Source organism: Halomonas sp. G11, from assembly GCF_001663515.1.
Lineage (GTDB): Bacteria > Pseudomonadota > Gammaproteobacteria > Pseudomonadales > Halomonadaceae > Vreelandella.
In genome coordinates this window covers 1-20,572 of the sequence record NZ_LYXG01000002.1, presented here as the reverse complement: position 1 = coordinate 20,572, position 20,572 = coordinate 1, and the positions used below count along the sequence as shown (strand labels likewise).

Sequence of the window (20,572 nt, the reverse complement as noted above, 5' to 3'; positions counted from 1 at the left end):
TTAGGCCCCCTCAACGTCTTCGAAGTTGGTATCGGTGTCTTCGGCGTCTTCCGGGTCAGTACCGCTACGGAATTTTGCCAAATAAGGACCGAAGCCTTCTTCGCTCAACCAGAATTGCAGCATGTTGGTCACGCCGTTACTGGTAAGCGTAGCACCCGATAGGGCATCTACTTCGTGTTCGTTACTCGCGCCGCCTTTGGTCAGGTGGATTTCCGGCGAGAGGTCGCCCTCTTCGTCGTAAATTTCTTTGCCTTCCCACTGGGCCTGCCAGCGCGGGTTGTTGACCTCGGCACCCAGGCCTGGCGTTTCACTGTGCTCGTAGTAAGTGATACTGACAATGGTATTGCCATCACCCTCTACGGAGATGAAGCCACGCATGAGACCCCAAAGGCCCTGGCCACGAATCGGCAGCACAATCTGTTCCGGGTCGCTTTCATCACCAATCAGATACACCGTGGAGTAGTTTTCTACCCGGCTTAGACCCGCAATGTCCTTTTCACCTGACAGCGTACGGCCAGTGGCCGGATCCCGCGCAGCTTCAAAGTTATTGAAGGTCTCCGGGTCAAACTCATCGGTGTACTCACCGGATTCCATGTCAACGACACGGGCCGTGATTTGATTGCTGAATGTTTCTTCAACGTCCATGCCCGGCTCGTAGAGCTTGGCCACATTAAGGATGTTGGTCTTGCGGTCCAGTTCCTGGTTCAACTGCTGGGCGGGGCGTAACGCCACCGCCGCCGTCGAGACAATGACGGAGCACACGATACACAGTGCAAACGCCACTATCAGAACTTTCTTGATGGAGTTATTACCTTGTGCCATTAGGCAGTCTCCTCGGCCGGTACGCCCGTGCGCTTGACGCGACGCTTGATATTGGCCTGGACAAAGAAATGGTCAATCAACGGGGCAAACAGATTGGCAAACAGAATCGCCAGCATGATGCCTTCCGGGAATGCCGGGTTCACTACGCGGATCAGCACCGTCATCACGCCGATCAAGGCGCCGAACACCAGGCGGCCCTGGTTGGTCATGGAGGCAGACACTGGATCCGTCGCCATGAACACCATGCCAAAGGCAAAGCCACCGATCACCAGATGCCAGTACCACGGCATCGCAAACATCGGATTGGTGTCAGACCCGATCAGATTGAACAGCGTGCTGGTGATGACCATGCCCAGCAAGACGCCCAGCATGATTCGCCAACTGGCAATCCCGGTCCACAGCAAGACGGCGGCACCAATAAAGATCGCCAGTGTGGACACCTCGCCTACCGAGCCGGGAACAAAGCCGAGGAAAGCGTCCCACCAGCTGAAGGTGTCAGCCAGCGACCCCATGCCTTCCTGGAAGGCCAGCGATAGCGCCGTGGCACCTGTATAGCCATCGGCTGCCACCCAGACAGAATCACCGGAAATTTGCGCCGGATAAGCAAAGTACAGAAATGCCCGACCGGTCAGCGCGGGGTTCAGGAAGTTCTTGCCCGTACCGCCAAAGATTTCTTTACCGATCACCACACCGAAGGTAATACCCAGTGCCACCTGCCAGAGCGGAATCGTCGCCGGCAGGATCAGGGCGAACAGCACGGATGTCACGAAGAAGCCTTCATTGACCTCGTGGCCACGCTTGATGGCAAAGAGCACTTCCCAGAAACCACCGACAGCGAAGGTCACCAGATAGATGGGCAGGAAGTAGGTTGCCCCCAACACGAAGTTGGCCCATAGGCTGCTTGGGTCGTGCCCACCTGCCAGGGTCATCATGATGGCTTCGCGCCAACCGTCCATCGATGCATAGCCTGCCTCGATGGCTGTATTGGCCTGCCAGCCCGCGTTCCACATGCCAAAGAACATCGCCGGGAAGGTACACATCCAGACGGTGATCATGATGCGCTTGAGGTCGATACCATCGCGCACGTGGGCGGTGGTCTTGGCCACGCTGGGGGGTGAGTAGAAAATCGTATCTACGGCTTCATAAAGCGGGTAAAACTTCTCGTACTTACCACCTTTATGGAAGTGCGGCTCGATGTTATCGAGTGTTTGTCGAATACCCATCATCAGGCCTCTTTCTCGATCATGGTGAGATTGTCACGCAGAATGGGACCGTACTCGTATTTGCCGGGGCAAACATAGGTACACAGGGCAAGGTCCTCTTCGTCCAGCTCCAGACACCCCAATTGCATGGCAACCTCAATGTCGCCCACGATCAGCGAACGCAACAGCTGCGTCGGCATAATGTCCAGCGGCATCACGGTTTCATAGACGCCAATTGGCACCATGGCACGCTCGGACCCATTAGTCGATGTTGTGGGGGCGTAGTTGCTCAGGCCCTTGATCTTGGAAAGATAAATACCCAGTACGGAATGGCGGTTAGCGCCTGGCGACAACCAGCCCATGAAAGAGCGCTTGTTGCCCTCTTCAAGCAAACTGATTTGATTGTCGAAACGTCCCAGATAGGTCAGCTTTCCTTCAGCGGCAAAGCCCGAGAAGACTGATCCTGAAATAACGCGGGTGTCTTCCGGTTGGATGACATCCCCGGCCAGGAGTTCCTCAGTGCTCGCGCCCACACGGGTACGCACCAAACGCGGATTCTCGGCACGCGGACCGCCAATCGCGATCACGCGGCTTACATCGAGCTTACCTTCGGCAAACAGCTTGCCAAACGCAATGACGTCCTGATAACCAATGTGCCATACCTTTTTATGCAGGGCGACGGGCGACAGGTAATGAATATGGGTCCCTACCAGGCCTGCGGGATGTGGCCCTGCAAAGCTTTCGGTGGTAACACCCTCGACATCATCGCCGGGAACAGAGGCGTTAGCGCCCTTGCACAGAAAAACGTTGCCCTCGGTCAGGCGGGTTAGCACCTTGAGGCCGTCTTCAAATGCTTGTGTGTTCTCGTTGATGATCAACGCCGGATCAGCGCTGAGTGGATGAGTATCCACAGCAGTAACAAAAATATCGGTAGGCGTGCTGTCGATCGCCGGTGTCCGCGAGAAAGGACGCGTACGTAACGCGGTCCAGAGCCCGGACTCTACCAGCTGATCAACCACGACCTGACGATCGAGCTGACCTAACGAGGCACGTTCATGAGAAGCAAAGCTCACCGCCTCTTCCTGCTCGTCGACTTTGATCACGACAGATAATAGACGACGCTTTTCGCCACGGTTTATTGCGACCACTTCACCGGAGGCGGGTGCGGTGAAGCGCACGCCATCAATTTTCTTGTCGGTGAAGAGCAGTTGGCCCAGTTTGACCTTATCCCCTTCCTGAACTTCCATTGTCGGCTTCATGCCAACGTAGTCAGTACCCAGGATTGCCACGTGGCGCACAGGACGCGCATCTTCAATACGCTGCTCGGGCGCTCCCGTGATGGGGAGATCCAGGCCTTTTTTGACTTCGATCATAGTCTCGCCCAGTTGATGGATCGGATATACGAAGGTAAGGGGTTCGAATGCTTATTTTCTGCTCAGTGAATTTTTGTTATCTGTTCAGATTGTTACCAGTCAGGCTCAAGTAGCACTTGAACCACCCCGAAAAATCTATCGTATTATAAAGACAACCGGGCCTAATGACTACATCAACCGGGGTCGCCTAAAGTGCTATAGACGCCCTCATTTCAAGATTTTTTATTCCGTTCGCCTACAAAAACGCCACCTGATGGTGGCGTTTTTCGATTAATGATTATCAATCAAGATGGGCGTGCTAGCTTGCCTGCTGGGGAAGTTTGAGAAAGCTCACGTTCGACATCTGCTGAAGAATGCGAATCACTTGGCAGCTATAGCCAAATTCGTTGTCATACCACACATAAACGACGGCATGATGACCGTTGGCGATGGTGGCTTTGGCGTCCACGATCCCGGCGTGCCGGTTGCCCACAAAATCGGACGAGACCACCTCAGGCGAATCCACGAAGTCGATTTGCTTCTGGTAGGCCGAGTCGATCGACATACGCCGCAGATAGTCGTTCAAGGCGTCGACATCGGTCGTCTTGTCGAGCGTCAGGTTCAGGATCGCCATGGACACATTGGGGATGGGTACGCGGATCGCATTCCCCGTCAACTTGCCTTCAAGCTCCGGCAATGCTTTCGCCACCGCCTTGGCCGCCCCGGTTTCGGTCAACACCATATTGAGGGCCGCACTGCGCCCGCGGCGGTCGCCCTTGTGATAGTTATCGATCAGGTTCTGGTCGTTGGTATAGGCGTGGACGGTCTCCACATGGCCGTTAACGACGCCATATTCGTCGTTGAGCGCCTTGAGCACCGGCACGATGGCATTGGTGGTACAGGAAGCCGCCGACACGATACGGTCCTGCTCGGTAATCGACTCATGGTTGATGCCATAGACAATATTCTTGATATCGCCTTTGCCCGGCGCCGTCAGCAATGCCTTGGAAGCGCCCTGACATGCGACATGTTGACCCAGGCCTGCCTCGTCGCGCCATATCCCGGTGTTGTCGACGATCACCGCGTTGTTGATGCCGTAATCCGTGTAGTCAATATCGCTGGGGTTATCGGCATAAATCACTTGCACCACGTTACCGTTGATCGTCAGGGTGCGCGCCTCAGCGTCAACGGCAATGGTGCCCTCAAAAGGCCCGTGAACCGAATCACGGCGTAGCAGACTGGCCCGCTTCTCCAGATCCTTCGACACATCGCCACGCCCGCGCACGACGATCGCCCGCAACTGCAGCAGGTTGCCGCCACCGGCTTTTTCGATCAGTACCCGCGCCAGTAAACGGCCAATACGCCCAAACCCGTAAAGCACCACATCCTTGGGCTCACCCTTGCTGGCCCCCGGCTGGTAACCGTCGACGATCTGGTGCAGTTCCTTGCGCAGGAAGGTCTCGACATCGCCACCGCCCTGCCGTTTCAACATTACGGCCAGCTTGCCGACATCTACGTGGGCAGGCCCAAGGTTCAGCTCGCACAGCGTTTTGACAATCGGAAAGGTGTCTTCCACCGACAGCTCAGTCCCTTCGATTTTGCGTACAAAACGATGGTCCTTGAGAATGCGGATGACCGACTGATTGATCAACGAACGCCCATACATGGTCGCCACAACATTATGCTGACGGTACAGACGGCCGACCAAAGGGATCATCTGCTCCGCCAGAGCTTCGTTGCTTTGCCATTCCTGAAAAACGTTATCGAGCGTTTGCTGACTCACGTGCGGCCTCATTAAGTAATGAATAATTTTCAAGTGTATTATCCGTAGCCGCTGAATGAGCCGCAATGCCTGGATAGTCGCAGACGATGTAGGGGGATTACATAAACGGCGGTTTGACTACAAGCGGGCTGCTTCTGCCTGAAAGCATTGATCGTGTATGATCTAGGCTCCGTTTCAGCGCAGAACGACATCTTTATTATGCCCACGTTTTCTCTACTTGCTCCGCCCCAGCCCGAGGGCGTGCGCGATACACTTTATTGGACATCGCCCCCCGGTAGCGCGTCGGCGCTTGCCCTGGCACGTCTGGCCGCCGACGCCCCCTTGCTGGTGATCACGCCAAGTACCGCCAGCGCCCAGCGCCTCGAGCAGGACCTGTCGTTTTATAGCGATGTCCCGGTATTGCCCTTCCCTGACTGGGAAACGCTGCCCTATGACAGCTTTTCACCCCACCAGGATATCGTCTCCGCTCGACTGCGCACGCTGCGCCAGCTTCAGGACGGGGTACGCGGGCTCGTTCTGGTCCCTATCAATACGCTGATGCAGCGCTTACCGCCCGTTGATTACATCGCCGGGCGTGTCCTGACCCTGAATGTCGGCGACAAACTCGACCGCGAGCCGTTTCGCGAGGCACTCTCACGAGCGGGCTACCGGGCCGTGGAAACCGTCTATGAGCCGGGCGAATACGCCATGCGCGGGGCCTTGATCGACCTGTTCGCCATGGGCATGGACGCCCCCATCCGGATTGATCTGTTCGACGATGAGATCGATACCCTGCGTCATTTTGACCCGGGCAGCCAGCGCTCAACCGACAAGCTCGACAGGATCGAACTGCTGCCGGCCCATGAATACTCGCTGAGCCGCTCATCGATCGCCTGCTTCCGCGAGCAGTTCGAGACGCTTTTCGATGTCGATCCGCGCCAGTGCCCGCTGTACAACGATGCCCTCAAAGGCATTCCCTCGCCGGGGCTGGAACACTACCTCCCCCTGTTTTTTGAGCAAACGGCCTCGCTGTTTGACCACTTGACCCAGGATACCCGGGTCGCCCTGCTGCCGGGTGTCTATGCGGCGGCCGAACAGCACTGGCAGGCAATCGAAAGCCGCTACGCCAACCTGGGGGTCGACCCCACACGACCGCTTTTGCCGCCACACCGTGCATTCTTTCCGGTCAGCGATGTCTTTTCTGCCATCAAGCAGCGCCCACGGGTTGAACTGAGTGACGACCCGGAACAGCAGCACGCCCTGACGCCCGAAGCCAAGCCACTGCCAACGGTGGCGATCGATTCCCGGGCCAAACGGCCGCTGAACGACTTTGCCAATTTCCTCGAGCACGAGCAGGATTCACGCGTGCTGCTGGTTGCCGAGTCACGCGGACGACGCGAAGCCCTTGAAGACGTGCTGGCACCACTGTCGCTGAAACTGCCGCACGTTGACGGGTTTAAAGACTTCCTTGCCAGTGACCAGCACATCGCCATCACCGAGGGGCTGATTGACAGCGGGCTCTGGCTGACCGACCCGCCGCTTGCCGTCATCAGCGAGACAGAGCTGTTCGGCGATGTGGTCCGCCAGAGTCGACGCCGTGAGAAGGCCACCGACGATAACGAATTTGCCGTTCGCCACCTCTCAGAGCTGCGCAAGGGTGCACCCGTGGTCCACCAGGCCCACGGCGTAGGCCGTTACATCGGCCTGGAAGCGCTTGAGGCAGGCGGTCAGGCCAATGAGTTCCTGGCATTGGAATATGCCGACGGCGCCAAACTTTATGTGCCGGTGGATAGCCTTCACCTGATCTCGCGCTACAGCGGCGCCGACGATGAGCTGGCCCCGCTGCACAAGCTGGGCTCGGACCAATGGGAAAAAGCCCGCAAGAAAGCCGCCGAGAAAATTCGCGACACCGCCGCTGAACTACTGGATGTCTATGCCCGTCGCGAAGCCCAGCAGGGCGTGGTGTATGAAGCACCGGGTGATGAATATGCGCGTTTCGCGGGCAGTTTCCCGTTTGAAGAAACCGCCGATCAACAAGCCGCCATTGAAGCCGTCATCGACGATATGACATCGCCGCAACCCATGGACCGGGTCGTCTGCGGCGACGTGGGCTTCGGCAAGACCGAGGTTGCCATGCGCGCCGCCTTTCTGGCGGTTCAGTCGGGCCGCCAGGTGGTGGTGCTGGTCCCTACCACCCTGCTGGCCCGTCAGCATTTTGAGAACTTCCGCGACCGGTTTGCCGACACCGCGGTCAATATCGGCCTCATCTCGCGCTTTACCCACGGCAAGGAGATGAAAAAGACGCTGGACGATATCAAGAACGGCCAGACCGACATCGTGATTGGCACCCACAAGCTGCTCGGCAATAACGTTGAGCTGCCCAAGATGGGCCTGTTGATCATCGATGAAGAACACCGCTTTGGTGTCGCCCAGAAAGAAAAGCTCAAGACCCTGCGCGCCCAGATCGATATTCTGACGTTGACGGCCACGCCCATTCCCCGAACGCTCAACATGGCGATGAGCGGCATTCGTGACCTGTCGATCATCGCGACACCACCGCCCCGTCGCCTATCGGTCAAAACCTTTGTTCAGCAACATCAGGACGGCGTTATCAAAGAGGCGCTGCTGCGTGAGATACTGCGTGGTGGCCAGGTCTACTTTCTGCACAATGAAGTCAAGACCATTGAGAATACCGCAGAACGTATTCGCTCCTTGATCCCTGAGGCCCGCGTCGCCGTCGCCCATGGCCAGCTCCCCGAACGCAACCTTGAACGGGTCATGTCTGATTTCTATCACCGCCGCTTCAACGTGCTTGTCTGCTCGACCATCATTGAAACCGGAATCGACGTGCCCAGTGCCAATACCATCATCATTGAACGCGCCGACAAGTTTGGCCTGGCACAGCTGCACCAGCTGCGCGGCCGTGTGGGCCGCAGCCACCACCAGGCTTACGCTTACCTGCTCACCCCGACGCCCAAGGCCATGACCCGGGATGCCGTCAAGCGCCTGGAGGCGATCAGCGCCTCGGATGACTTGGGCGCAGGCTTCACCCTGGCGAGTCACGACATGGAAATCCGCGGTGCGGGGGAACTGCTCGGTGATGAGCAGAGTGGCCAAATGGAAACCATCGGCTATACCCTTTATATGGAAATGCTCGACCGCGCCGTGAAAGCCATTCGTGCCGGCAAGACGCCGAATATCGATGCCCCCTTCGATAGCGGCGTCGAAATCAGCCTGAACCTGCCCGCGCTGATTCCCGACGACTACATTCACGACGTCCAACAGCGGCTGGTCATGTACAAACGCATCGCCAACACCCAAAGTGACGCCGAGCTCAAGGAACTGCAGGTGGAACTGATTGACCGCTTTGGCTTGTTGCCAGCGCCGCTAAAGCACCTGATACGCCAAACGCGACTGCGCCAGCGAGCCGAACAGCTTGGCATCAAGCGCTTAGAGGCCGGTGAGAAACGCGGCCGAATCATCTTTGACACCCACACTCAGGTGGATCCCTACACTCTGGTCACGCTTATTCAAAGCTCGCCGCAGCACTACCGCCTGGACGGTTCGGATACGTTACGTTTTGAACTCGACATGGAAAAAGTCGACCAGCGGTTTGAACATATCGAGTCACTGTTAACCACACTCAATCAAAAAGTGGCGGCAGCCTGACGGTTGCGGCAAACTGAACATGTTGTCATCGCCTGCGTTAGCGATGTATTCACTGATTAGGATTACTCATGAACATTCGTCATACTTTTTTTCGCTGGGGCCCTACCAGCCTTGCGGTTCTGCTGACGGCAAGCCTTTCAGCGCCGGTGATGGCTCAGTCTGCCGACGACGAGCACGAGCAGGCAAACCAGAACACGCCCGAACTGAGCGACATCGCCATTGAAAGCGCAGAACTCGTTTCGCAGAAGTCGCCAAACAACCTGCCGCGCGGGGAGTTCCGTATTCCCGATGAGGGCGACATTATTGGCGAACGCTACACCATCACGATCGACAATCCGGAAGACACGCTTATCGATGTGGCCCGGCGACATAACATTGGCTATGAAGAAATTCGCATGGCCAATCCTGATGTCAGCATCTGGGTGCCTGGCGAAGGCACCGAGGTGGTCATTCCATCCCGGTACATACTGCCGCCGGTAGAACGCGAAGGCATCGTGATCAATCTGTCCGAATTGCGGCTTTACTACTACCCCGCTGACAAGCCGGGCATCGTCGAGACGTATCCGGTGAGCGTGGGGCGTGACGAATTCGCCACACCGGTCGGCAAGACCAAGACCACCATCAAGGTCAAGGACCCAGCCTGGTCACCGCCCGCCTCCATGCGACGCGAAGCCGCCGAGCGCGGCGAACCCGCCCCTTCCATCGTGCCACCCGGCCCTGACAACCCGCTAGGCGAACACGCAATCCTGCTGGGGCTTCCCAGCTACCTGATCCACGGCACCAACCGCCCTGACGGTGTCGGCATGCGTGTCAGCCGCGGCTGTATCCGCATGTACCCGGAAGATATCGAGTCGCTCTACGAGCGCGTCCCCAGCGGCACCCCGGTGAACCTGATTGACGTCCCTTTCAAGGCCGGCTGGGCGTCTGACGGCACCCTGTTCGTACAGTCTTACCCGCAGCTGGAAGAAAACCTGGAAGACTTTGAACCGCTGCTGGAAGCCCTCAATCGCATCTCGGAGCTGACCGAAGACGATGTTCCGGTGGACTATTCCCAGGTAAGACGTGCCGTTGAGTCGCCCAATGGCCAGTTTATCGCCCTGTACGGGCCCCAGGCGCCCGCCGTCGAGCCGGAAGAGCCCGCAGCCGAAGAGGAAACCGACCCTCTGGAGCAAGGCATTTTCAAGCAGATCGAACTAACCGACAGCCGCCGGGCCGATGAAGAGGCATAAACGGCCCAGGCCCAACAACTGGCCACAAAAAAACCCCGCCGAGGCGGGGTTTTTCATATGCCTAATGGTTGCGAAAGCTGAGCTCTCGCAACCGCTAAGTCATATTACTTCTGCATAGAGCGCTCGAACATGCGCTCCATTTCTGCACGGTTCTGCTCAGACATCTGCAGGGCAGCTTGCGCGTCGCGCTGAGCCTGGTTTGCAGTGTTCAGAGCTTGAGAAGCCGTGCTACGTGCTTCAGCGGCGTCAGCTTGTGCTGATTCAGCTGTCATGCGTACTTCTTCAAGCGCGCCAGTAGAGGCACAACCAGCCAGAATGGCCAGTGAAGCAGCAGCAGCAGACATCTTCAGAGTTGTCTTGAAAGTCATCGTGTTCTCCTTGAATCTTCCTTGGGTACAACGTTAAGGGTATGACAAACATAAGCCTATGAGATGAGCCTAAATTTGTCTACCTGCGGTGCAGGTTCTTGACCGTGACTTGTGCCGCGAAGCACGTAAGTCAAACGCTGTTTTATTACAATCAACAACGGTTGTCTATAGCCACGTGTTTAAAACCTCGAACTTCCTTCTACAACACCAGCTTAGCGGATCACCACGCGAGTGCCAACCTCGACAAGCTCAGTCAGGCGTTCAATTTGCGAATTAGTGACGGCCACACAGCCTTGGGTCCAATTATAGCGGTCATGGATGTCGGGATCTGCCTCACCCAAACCGTGAATGCCAATGGCGCCACCGAGCACAGTATCCTGGGGCGGCTGCCGGTGGCGGCGATAATAATCAAAGTAGGCATCATAATCCGCCTGGGAATAAATACCCTGCTGTAGGGCCATCCGAGCGTGAGCGGGGGTCGGATAATCGACGCCCATGAAAATATGCCATTTGCTGTCGTAATTGAAGCGGTTAACCCGGAACTCGCCCAGAGGCGTGGTGTTATCACCGCGAAGCCGCTGAGTCCTGGCACCACCACGGCCGAGTGAGACAGGATGGAACTCCTCTACCACCGTATATCCTCGGAACACGGTCAGCGTTGAGGCTTTATCATCGATCAGCACCCATTGTTCATAGGGCTCACGGGGCGATGCGGCACGCTCAAGCTGGTTGGCAACCAGGTCGGGGTAGACTTCGGACGACAAGGTGACGCTGGCCGCTGCACTGGCAGCAACTGGCCAGCCAAGGGCTAAGGCCAGAAAACGGCGACGGGTTACCGGCTTCATTCAGTACTCTCATCAAGATGGTGGTCAGGGCGATACAGCGTTAGACGCCCTGCAGCTCTTCAATGCCTGCCACGATACGGCGGAGTTCAGCATTGTGGCCTTCCGCCAGGGCGTTAAAAAACTCAGCTTCCGGTTCGATGACCGCCCGGTCGACCCGGTGGCGGTAGAGCGCCTCAAGGGTGCGATGCGCTTCAACGGCCGATTCCATGACCGAGTCGATGGAATTGCCAACGGGCTTATCGGCCAATTGCTCCAGTTGCGGCGGCTGTGGAAAGTCATTGGGATCATCAAACCATGTATCCAGCACGTCGCGCTTTTCATGCGACTCATCGAAGATAGCGCGCAAGCCTGCCTGCATGCGCGTTTCATGGTCCGCCAGATAGTTGAGCACCATCTGCAGTCTTTCGCTTTCGGCAGCACCGGCTTTGGCCCGGTACTGTTCCGCTAGACGCCCATGGTAGGCTTCGACCCAGTTAATCAAATCTTTTACTTGGTTGTAGCGCATTGTTTCTCCCTTCCTACATCGCGGCTTCATAGAGCAACGCGGTCTAGTTAACTTCCCATTACCACTCACAGTACTAAGCTCATTACCACTCTGCGCTCATTACCATTCTGCTCATTACCACTCTTGACTGGTTTCGCGCAGCGCGGCGACCTCTCGCTTGGCCGACTCGAGATGGGTCTGAAGCTGCTCGCGCAAACTGGCTTGATCGCCGACCGCGATCATCCCGGGCTGGGAAGCTCGGCGCTTGGCCACGCCTTCACTGCTGTGCAGTTTTTCCAGCTGCCCCACCAGCCAGTTTAGCCAAGAATCCGGATGGTGAGCCAGGTCGCGCAGGCGCTGAAGCTCTGCCATCGCCGGCCCTTCCTCAGACAACAGGTAGCGCCAATCGTGCTGCGTCAAACGAGCGTGCTCTGTCACTTCGCGCAGCAACGACGTAAGCGCCATCTCAAAGAGGGCAAGCGCACCCTCTTCCTGCGCCATAACTCTCACCACGTCATGCTCGTCATCTTCAGTGGCTGAAGTCGCCAGCAGTTCAGCCTGATAGAGCAACTGATTGGTACGCGAACGATCACTCATTTTTTGCGCTTATCCTCCACGTGCCATTTGCCGCCTTCAAAGGTCGCTTTCCAGCCTGTCGCCTTGCCATCCTCGTCGGTCATCACGTACTGCTCTTTGAACTTGCGCGAGTAGCGAATCTGCGCAGGGCGTCCGTCCGGGTCTTCGCTGGGCGCCTTGAGGATGAAATGATACTTCTCAGGCAGCTCTTCGGCATGGGCCTTGAGCTCTTTGACAAGCGGCGGCCGCGTTTCACGGTTTTTGGGAAACTTGCTCGCTGCCAGGAAGAGCCCACTGGCACCGTCACGCAGTACGTAGTGGTCATCGACTTTCTGGCAGGCCAGTTCCGGCATATCGATGGGGTCCATCTTCGGCGGCGCCACTTCGCCACTCTTCAACAGCTTGCGGGTATTTTTACATTCACTGTTGGTACAACCAAAATATTTGCCAAAGCGCCCTGACTTCAGCTGCATGTCCGCACCGCACTTATCGCATTCGATAAGCGGGCCGTCATAGCCCTTGATCTTGAACTTGCCGGTTTCAACCTCGTAGCCTTCACAGTCCGGGCTATTGCCACAGATATGCAGCTTACGGGTCTCATCGATCAGATAGTTATCCATCGCCGTGCTGCAGACCGGGCAACGACGCTTGGCACGCAGCGCGTCGGTTTCCGCTTCTTCACCCGCGTCAGCCGCCACGGCCTCTTCACCGGGAATCAGGTCGATGGTGGTTTTGCAGCGTTCTTTGGGCGGCAGGTTATAACCGCTGCAGCCGAGGAATACGCCTGTCGAGGCGGTACGTATCTGCATATGACGACCGCAGGCGGGGCAGTCGATATCGGTGGGCACCGGTTGGTTGGGCCGCATGCCGTCTTCGCTTTCAGCCTGGACCAGCTCTTCCCGAAATTCTTCATAGAAGGCATCCAGCAGGGCCTGCCAGTTACGCTCACCTTCGGCGACTTCGTCCAGGCTGTCTTCCATGCGGGCAGTAAACGAAAAGTCCATCAGATCAGGGAAGGACTCCTTTAGACGCTCCGTCACGATATCGCCGAGCTTTTCGGCGTAGAACCGGCGACTCTCGAGCTTTACGTAGCCGCGATCCTGGATCGTCGAGATGATCGAGGCGTAGGTCGACGGACGCCCGATACCCTGCTTTTCCAGCTCCTTGACCAGACTTGCCTCGGTGTAGCGTGCGGGCGGCTTGGTAAAATGCTGCTGTGGGTCAAGGGCCTCGAGCGACATGGGCGTGCCGATGGGCAGATCCGGCAAGCGCTGGTCTTCATTCTTGCCACTGGGTTTCATTACTCGCGTGTAGCCGTCGAACTTCAGCACACGCCCCTTGGCACGCAGCTCATAGCCGTCAACGTCGATACTCAGCGTGCTGGAAAGATACTCGGCGGGGGTCATCTGACAGGCCACAAACTGACGCCAGATAAGCTCGTAAAGACGCTCCGCATCACGCTCCATGCCCACCAGATCGGTTGCCTGCCGGTCAACGCTCGACGGACGAATGGCTTCGTGGGCCTCCTGGGCGCTTTCCTTGCTGGTATATCGGTTGGCTTCCTCGGGCAAATAACGCGGCCCGTATTCTTCACCAATAAAGGTCCGTACGTTGTCCACCGCATCTTTCGAAAGATTGGTCGAATCGGTACGCATGTAGGTGATATAGCCCGCCTCGTAAAGACGCTGGGCCATGGTCATGGTCTTTTTGACCGAGAACCCCAGCCGTCCGCTGGCCGCCTGCTGCAATGTCGAGGTGATAAAAGGCGCTGTCGGCTTCGAGCTGGTGGGCTTATCTTCCCGCGAGGTGATCGAAAGCGACGCGCTCCTGAGCCGCTCGATACGCGCCAGGGTGTCTTTTTCAGACGTTGGGCGGAAGGCCTTGCCGTCCTGACGAGCCAGCACGAAGCGCACCTGTTCGCCATCCGGCGAGGCAAGGTCAGCGTGCACATCCCAGAACTCTTCGGGAATGAAGGCGCGTATTTCCCGCTCCCGCTCGACGATCAAGCGCACGGCAACCGACTGCACACGCCCCGCCGAAAGCCCCCGGGCGATCTTGGCCCAGAGCAACGGCGACAGCATGAAGCCCACCACACGATCAAGAAAACGCCTGGCCTGCTGGGCTTCAACGCGCGGAATATTCAGCGCCCCAGGGGCTTTAAAAGCGTCCTGAATGGCGTTTTTGGTGATTTCGTTGAACACTACGCGCTTATAGCGGCTGTCGTCCCCGCCGATGGTTTCGCGCAGGTGCCAGGCGATGGCTTCCCCTTCGCGGTCCAGATCCGTTGCCAGATAAACGGCATCGGCCTTCTCGGCCAGCTTCTTGAGTTCGGCAACGACTTTTTCCTTGCCGGGAAGCACTTCGTAATGCGCTTTCCAGCCATTGTTGGGGTCGATGCCCATCCGCCGTATCAGTTGGTCCTGCGCCTTGCGCTTCTTATATTCGGCTTTATCGTCCGCCGACATTTTACGTGTAGCCGCGGCTTGGCGAGCGCGCTCCTTGGGGTCAGAGGCTGTCTTACCCGAGCCGCTGGTCGGCAGGTCACGGATGTGACCCACGCTCGACTTTACGATGAAATCGTTGCCGAGGTATTTATTGATCGTCTTCGCCTTGGCGGGCGACTCGACGATGACCAGTGACTTACCCATAGTGCTCCACTTTCTGAGTGCACACGCTGAGGTGCGATGAATACGTTGCCGCAACAGTCATCAAAACCGTGCGGGCGAAAAAATGCGCCTACCCTACCCCAGCCCATAACGAAGCGCCAGTGGTGAGCACGAGGATGCCGTCTACCCGATGATGAAGAACATCACATTTTTCAACTAATTTGTAGCTAGACACTAGACTGCCGATTGCGCAACGGCAACCCAAAAATCAACGCCTCGCAAGGCGGCCCCCAACGCAAAAACGCCCCCACCGTTGGGCAGGGGCGTGTGGCACTCGATTGAACCGCTATTGCTTAGGCGGCGATTTGCGCCGTGGCGTCGTGGACTTCTTGGCATTGGCAGTCGATGCCTTGTCCGGTGCTGCCTGGGGAGCCTGCTGGGGCGTCTGTGGACTTGACGCAACGGCTTTTTCAACAGGCCGGGCCTGATTAAACAACTCACTGACCTGCGCAAAGCGCGATGCGGCATGCTCAGAGAGCTCGCCACTGGCTGACAGCACATCCTCCAGATGCGAAAGATGGGCATCGATCTCGTCGTTGGTCTGGCCCTCGAGCAGCGTAGGCAGCGTGTTGAGCGCCTGCTCCCGATCCAGTTTCAGGATAAAGAACTGTTCACGCACCAGACGCTTGAAGTCGCTTAAGTTGGCGCTGGGCTCCAATGCCGCTCGGGAAGCGCGCAGCCGCTTGAAGTTGCGCTCGTCCGTTGCAGGCGCGCCACCCAGTACGTAAATAACAGCACGCATGACCGCTTCGTGAGACCCGCCCTGGGCAATCTTGGCCAGCAGCTCGTTCTCGCGCTGCTCCAGGAAGCGGCGATGTTCCGGCTCGTCGCCGGGGCGACGGCGGTGCACGTGAGCGTCACCGTAAAGCCCAACTGCGGCCTGTAGCAGGGGTTGACCGTAGATATCCATGAAGAGTCGCTCGGTGGCGCCGTCACGGGCATCGCGCCAGGCATTGAGGCCTGTCACGATCTGGTCAGAGGCCATGGTTTCAAATGCCTTGAACAGGTTGTCCTTGTCCACCGGATGACGCGACTGACGCACCTGCTCGGCCATGACGGGCAGCGGCACACTCATCGGATTTCGGTCAGAAAGTAGCTTGTAGCCCAACCGAATGGGGTGCATGCGACGGATCCAACGGGCGGCTTCAGGGGTCATGACCGCCTGCAGCCAGGGCTGCATATAAAGCCGGTACAGCCCAAGATTGATTTCGGAAATACGCGCCACGGTGGCGAAACGCCGGTCATCTTCGGGCTTGTGCATGACTTCACGGTCTAATTCTTCAAAATCCCGCGGCGAGAACTCGAGCAGATAGTCCCGCTCGAGGCTTTCGCCGTCGTGGCGGTCATCGGCGTGCGTAATCGTGGTTTCGTAAAGCCCCGGCGGCATCACATCGATATAATCCATGTTGGCCGTAAACTCGGTATGCTCCTTGCGCGACACGCTGCTCGACACGAAGATACCCAGGTGCCCGGTTGTATCATGCTGGCAATAAACAATCGTTTGTTCATTGGCAATGATATCTTTTTCATCTTCGTATAAATCGCGGATCCAACCCAATGCCTGAGGCGGCGGCGTAATATCGTCGCCCCGCGAGCAGAACACCACCACCGGCGAGCGCACATTGCGCAAATCGATGCGACGGCCATCGCGAGTGACCAGTTGGGCAGTTGAGAGCCGATTGCCGACAAACAGGTTATCGACGATATATTGAATCTCTTCGCCACCGAGGACTACGTGGCCGCCCCACCAGCGCTCGAACTCGAGGTAGCGGTTTGACTCGGTATCGATATTGGCAAACAGGTGATACTGCTTTTTCCAATAGGTATTCGCCGGGTTGAGACGTTCGAAGTTCTGTACCAGCCATGCGCCGTCGAACAGGCCATTACCCAGGTCGCTGGTCATGGCGGTTATCCAGCTACCACCAGTCATGCCACCGGTATAGCGCATGGGAGCCTTGCCATGCTCGCCTGCCCAATACGAAAGCGGCGCACCGGCGATCAGAATCGGGCCGAACACCTCAGGCTCCAGGGCCGCCGCCATCATGATCTGCCAGCCCGCCTGGCAATTGCCGACCACCATGGGCTTCTCGCTGGTTTCAGGATGGCGCTCGATCACATGACGCAGAAACGCCACCTCGGACTCGACCACATCTTCAACCGTTTGTCCGGGCTCGGGAAACGGCAGGAAGCCGATGAAGTAGCATGGATGGCCAGCTTTCAGCGCGACGCCAAGCTCGCTGTCGGGCTTGAAACCACCGATGCCGGGTCCATGACCGGCTCGAGGGTCGACCACCACAAAAGGACGGCTTTCAGGATCCGTTTCAATGCCTTCCGGCGGTATCACGCGCAGCAATTCATAGTTGGTGGGCTGCGGCAAGGTACGTCCATCCACCAGCACTTCGGTGTCAAACCCCAGCACGCTGGGTTTGGTCTGTTCCATGTGTGCCAGGTATTGATTCCCACGCTCGCGCATCACGTCCAGGTAAAGCACGCTACGCTCAACGCTATCTCGCCAGTAATCAAAAGCGGCGCGGCCAAACCCGAAAGGATCGAACAGCGTGGCCATGGCATCACCGACAGATGCCGTCGCTTTATCCTGGTTGGTATGAGTCGGCAACAGAAGGTTAGCGAAGAAATTCATAGAGTCTCCCATTGGGTTGATGCGGTAGCACCGAACCCGAAAGCAATGATGCTGCAACGCAATATAGTTTAGGCCTTTCCCCGCATCACGTCGATGCCTAACGCCGACCCATTGGTATAATCTATTAACGATGTGCCGACCGTCGGCAACAGGTATCCAGCCTGCGGTGTCATGCAAAAGCCAACCTATGTTACATTATGGCTTACTACCTACGTATCAATCGGCATGCAGTCGGACATGGCTTACATCGCCGCATGACCTTGCCTGCCGCCCAGTAGAGAGGCTCTCTCGCTATGAGCAATAACACCTCGCCACGTGTCCCCAGCGGTGAAAAATTCCGCAATGAACACGGCATGACGGTGATTAAAGATGGCATGAAGCAGCGCAAAGCAGACGCCGATGCCCCTTCTCTGGATCGCAAGCCCAAATGGCTTCGCGCTCAAATCCCTGGTGGCGAGCGCTTCGAGGCGGTCAAGAAGAATGTTGCCACCCACCGGCTCAGCACTGTCTGCGCTGAATCCCACTGCCCCAACATGGGCGAGTGCTGGAGCAACGGTACGGCGACGATCATGCTGATGGGGTCGGTATGCACGCGCGCCTGCCGTTTCTGCGCGGTCGATACCGGTAATCCGAAAGGCTGGCTCGACCATGAGGAGCCAGACAACACGGCAAAATCCGTCGAGCTGATGGGCCTACGCTATATCGTGCTTACCTCGGTGGACCGCGACGACCTGGACGACGGTGGCGCCAGCCACTACGCCAATTGCATTCGCGCCATCAAGGCACGCACCCCTCACGTCGTGGTTGAAGCACTGACGCCGGATTTCGACGGGGTACCAGCGGCCATCGAGCAAGTTGCCGATTCAGGGCTGGAAGTCTTTGCCCAAAACGTCGAAACGGTTGAACGCTTGACCAGCCGCGTCCGTGACCCGCGTGCAGGCTACCGCAAGACCCTTGACGTCCTGGCCCACGCAAAACGTTACCGTCCTGACGTGATCACCAAAACCAGCCTGATGCTTGGCCTGGGTGAAACCGACGAAGAGATTCTCAAGACATTCGACGACCTGCGCGAAATCGGCGTCGATATCGTGACCCTGGGACAATATCTGCGTCCGACCAAGAATCACCTGCCAGTGGAGCGCTGGGTAACGCCTGAAGAGTTCGACCGCTACCGCGAAATCGGGCTTGAGAAAGGCTTCATGGAAGTGCCATCGGGTCCGCTTGTCCGCTCGAGCTATCGTGCCGACCGTGTGTTCGAGAAGAACAACCTCGGGCTGGCGTCGCCAGCTGCGGTACCAGGCCAGGAAGAGCCGGATCCCAATATCATACCGGCCCTCAATGTCGGCTAATCAGCCCCACGGCGCCACCGCTATGCAAGCAGCGGTGGCGGCTGCACGGCCGATACCAGAGAACGACTTAACTGAAAAGCCAGCGCCTCAGCCAACTGCTCGCCTACCCGGTGGTCGCTTGACAAGGTTACCCAGTCGGCCAGGCGAGTCATCGGCATGCCCGCATAGCCACAGGGGTTGATGTAAGAAAAGGGCGTCAGGTCCCCGTCGACATTGAGCGCCACACCGTGAAAACTCGCTCCGCGGCGGATACGCAGACCTAGCGACGCTATCTTGGCTTCCTCCCCTGCGTCGCCCTTCACATAGACGCCCGGCGCATCGGGACGCGCCCTTGCCGACACACCGTAATCTGCCAGTACGCTGATCACCGCATTTTCCAGCGCGGTCACCAGCGTGCGCACGCCCAGTTTACCTCGCCGCACATCGAGCAACGGGTACAACACCACCTGACCAGGGCCATGGTAGGTCACCTGCCCGCCCCGGTCGGTCTGCACGACCGGAATGTCGCCCGGCATCAGCACATGCTCGGGCTTACCGGCCTGTCCCTGGGTAAACACCGGGTCGTGCTCGACCAGCCAGAACTGATCAGGCGTCTGTGGATCTCGATGATCCGTCAACGAACGCATGGCCTGCCAAACCGGCAGATAGGGCTTGCGGCCCAATACATGCAGTTCGATGGGCGGTGCCGTCATTACACCACCATATGCACGAGGCCTGTGGCCTTCAGCTCGTCGAACAATTGCTTCAGCTGTTGTTCACCGGTGGCCGTGATGGTGACCCTTACGGATTGAAAGCGTCCGTTTCGGCTATCAATGACTTGCATCGTCGTTTCATCAAAGTCGGGCGCGTGCCGAACAATCACCTGGCAAACCCGTGCCGGGAAATCCTCGGTGGCATCGCCCACTACTTTTAACGGATAGGGGCACGGAAAGCTGATCTTGGGCGCTTCTTGTGCCGCCGGCTGACGCAGATCGCGAAAGCTGTTTTGTCCACCTTTTGACATGACAAACTCACTGGTTTTGCAAATGATATTCCTGCTTCGACGGCAAGACAGCCGAGCATCAGTCAGTAAAATCACTGATCAGATTAGAGAAAAAGCGGCGCACCTGATCAAGCAACTGCTTGAAAAAGCCCCCCTCCTCAACGTCTTCCAATGCCACTAGCTGCCGCTCACCGACGACATCGTCACCCATGTGAATCTCAAGCGTACCTACTTTGTCGCCAACGCTGAGCGGCGCCTGGAGCTCAGCATCAAGGTTCAGGCGGGCGCGCAGCTCGTCATTGCGGTTACGCGGCAATGTCATGGTGACGGCTTCATCCACCCCGACGCGAACCTCATTGACATCGCCCCCCCATATACGCGGCGTGGCCAGCACGGCACCACGTTCGTAAAGGCTCATGGTTTCAAAAAACCGGAAGCCGTAGCTGAGCAGCTTCTGGGTTTCCTGAGCCCGGGCCTCTTCAGAATCGGTTCCCATGACCACGGAAATCAACCGCATGTCGTCTCGTTTAGCCGAGGACACCAGACAGTAACCCGCCTCGGAGGTCCAGCCGGTTTTCAAGCCGTCGACCGATGGGTCACGCCACAAGAGGCGGTTACGGTTCGG

The 20,572-nt window shown here is 57.6% G+C and carries 15 protein-coding genes and 1 pseudogene; 3 read left to right on the top strand and 13 right to left on the bottom strand.

Going from position 1 to position 20,572, the window contains the following annotated elements; translation table 11 throughout:
* The 4 genes from ADS46_RS01245 to ADS46_RS01230 form a co-directional block, all read right to left on the bottom strand.
* On the bottom strand, positions 1–822 hold the full coding sequence (locus ADS46_RS01245) for a Na(+)-translocating NADH-quinone reductase subunit C (RefSeq protein ID WP_066315183.1): 822 nt from the start codon (positions 820–822) through the stop codon (positions 1–3).
* A complete protein-coding gene (locus ADS46_RS01240) occupies positions 822–2,048 on the bottom strand; it encodes an NADH:ubiquinone reductase (Na(+)-transporting) subunit B (protein ID WP_066315181.1) in 1,227 nt (408 codons plus the stop codon). Before ADS46_RS01240 ends, ADS46_RS01245 begins: the two co-directional genes overlap by 1 nt.
* On the bottom strand, positions 2,048–3,397 hold the full coding sequence (locus tag ADS46_RS01235) for a Na(+)-translocating NADH-quinone reductase subunit A (RefSeq protein WP_066315179.1): 1,350 nt from the start codon (positions 3,395–3,397) through the stop codon (positions 2,048–2,050). The genes ADS46_RS01240 and ADS46_RS01235 overlap by 1 nt, the downstream gene beginning before the upstream one ends.
* Before the next feature lie 298 nt (positions 3,398–3,695).
* Complete coding sequence (locus tag ADS46_RS01230) at positions 3,696–5,159, bottom strand: glyceraldehyde-3-phosphate dehydrogenase (RefSeq protein ID WP_066315177.1); 1,464 nt, start codon at positions 5,157–5,159, stop codon at positions 3,696–3,698.
* A 198-nt stretch (positions 5,160–5,357) separates the two neighbouring features.
* On the opposite strand from ADS46_RS01230, the gene mfd reads away from it, so the two are divergent.
* A complete protein-coding gene (gene mfd / locus ADS46_RS01225) occupies positions 5,358–8,807 on the top strand; it encodes a transcription-repair coupling factor (RefSeq protein ID WP_199825168.1) in 3,450 nt (1,149 codons plus the stop codon).
* Positions 8,808–8,875: 68 nt separating this feature from the next.
* On the top strand, positions 8,876–10,036 hold the full coding sequence (locus ADS46_RS01220) for a L,D-transpeptidase family protein (RefSeq protein WP_066315166.1): 1,161 nt from the start codon (positions 8,876–8,878) through the stop codon (positions 10,034–10,036).
* Positions 10,037–10,140: 104 nt separating this feature from the next.
* On the opposite strand, the gene ADS46_RS01215 is transcribed toward ADS46_RS01220, so the two are convergent.
* From ADS46_RS01215 to ADS46_RS01190, 6 genes are all read right to left on the bottom strand, one after another.
* On the bottom strand, positions 10,141–10,404 hold the full coding sequence (locus ADS46_RS01215; RefSeq protein WP_066315164.1) for an Lpp/OprI family alanine-zipper lipoprotein: 264 nt from the start codon (positions 10,402–10,404) through the stop codon (positions 10,141–10,143).
* Positions 10,405–10,616: 212 nt separating this feature from the next.
* Positions 10,617–11,249, bottom strand: coding sequence for a L,D-transpeptidase family protein (locus ADS46_RS01210; RefSeq protein ID WP_066315161.1), 633 nt, complete (start codon positions 11,247–11,249; stop codon positions 10,617–10,619).
* A 40-nt stretch (positions 11,250–11,289) separates the two neighbouring features.
* The gene (locus ADS46_RS01205; protein WP_066315158.1) at positions 11,290–11,754 is read right to left on the bottom strand and encodes a hypothetical protein; all 465 of its coding nucleotides are present in this window, start codon (positions 11,752–11,754) and stop codon (positions 11,290–11,292) included.
* Positions 11,755–11,868: 114 nt separating this feature from the next.
* Positions 11,869–12,330: a DUF6586 family protein gene (locus tag ADS46_RS01200; RefSeq protein ID WP_066315157.1), complete on the bottom strand. Its 462-nt coding sequence runs from the start codon at positions 12,328–12,330 to the stop codon at positions 11,869–11,871.
* On the bottom strand, positions 12,327–14,957 hold the full coding sequence (topA, locus tag ADS46_RS01195) for a type I DNA topoisomerase (protein ID WP_066315155.1): 2,631 nt from the start codon (positions 14,955–14,957) through the stop codon (positions 12,327–12,329). The genes ADS46_RS01200 and topA overlap by 4 nt, the downstream gene beginning before the upstream one ends.
* 304 nt (positions 14,958–15,261) lie before the next feature.
* The gene (locus tag ADS46_RS01190; RefSeq protein ID WP_066315153.1) at positions 15,262–17,616 is read right to left on the bottom strand and encodes a DUF3141 domain-containing protein; all 2,355 of its coding nucleotides are present in this window, start codon (positions 17,614–17,616) and stop codon (positions 15,262–15,264) included.
* A 293-nt stretch (positions 17,617–17,909) separates the two neighbouring features.
* Between ADS46_RS01190 and lipA the strand changes: the two genes are divergently transcribed.
* Positions 17,910–18,965: a lipoyl synthase gene (gene lipA, locus ADS46_RS01185; protein WP_066315151.1), complete on the top strand. Its 1,056-nt coding sequence runs from the start codon at positions 17,910–17,912 to the stop codon at positions 18,963–18,965.
* A 20-nt stretch (positions 18,966–18,985) separates the two neighbouring features.
* Here the strand turns inward: lipA and lipB are convergent, their stop codons facing one another.
* The 3 genes and pseudogenes from lipB to ADS46_RS01170 all read right to left on the bottom strand — a co-directional run.
* Entirely contained in the window at positions 18,986–19,657 is a 672-nt protein-coding gene (gene lipB, locus ADS46_RS01180; RefSeq protein ID WP_066315149.1) for a lipoyl(octanoyl) transferase LipB, read from the bottom strand.
* Complete coding sequence (locus ADS46_RS01175; protein WP_066315147.1) at positions 19,657–19,968, bottom strand: YbeD family protein; 312 nt, start codon at positions 19,966–19,968, stop codon at positions 19,657–19,659. The genes lipB and ADS46_RS01175 overlap by 1 nt, the downstream gene beginning before the upstream one ends.
* Positions 19,969–20,026: 58 nt before the next feature.
* Positions 20,027–20,572, bottom strand: a pseudogene (locus tag ADS46_RS01170) (D-alanyl-D-alanine carboxypeptidase); the annotation flags it as partial.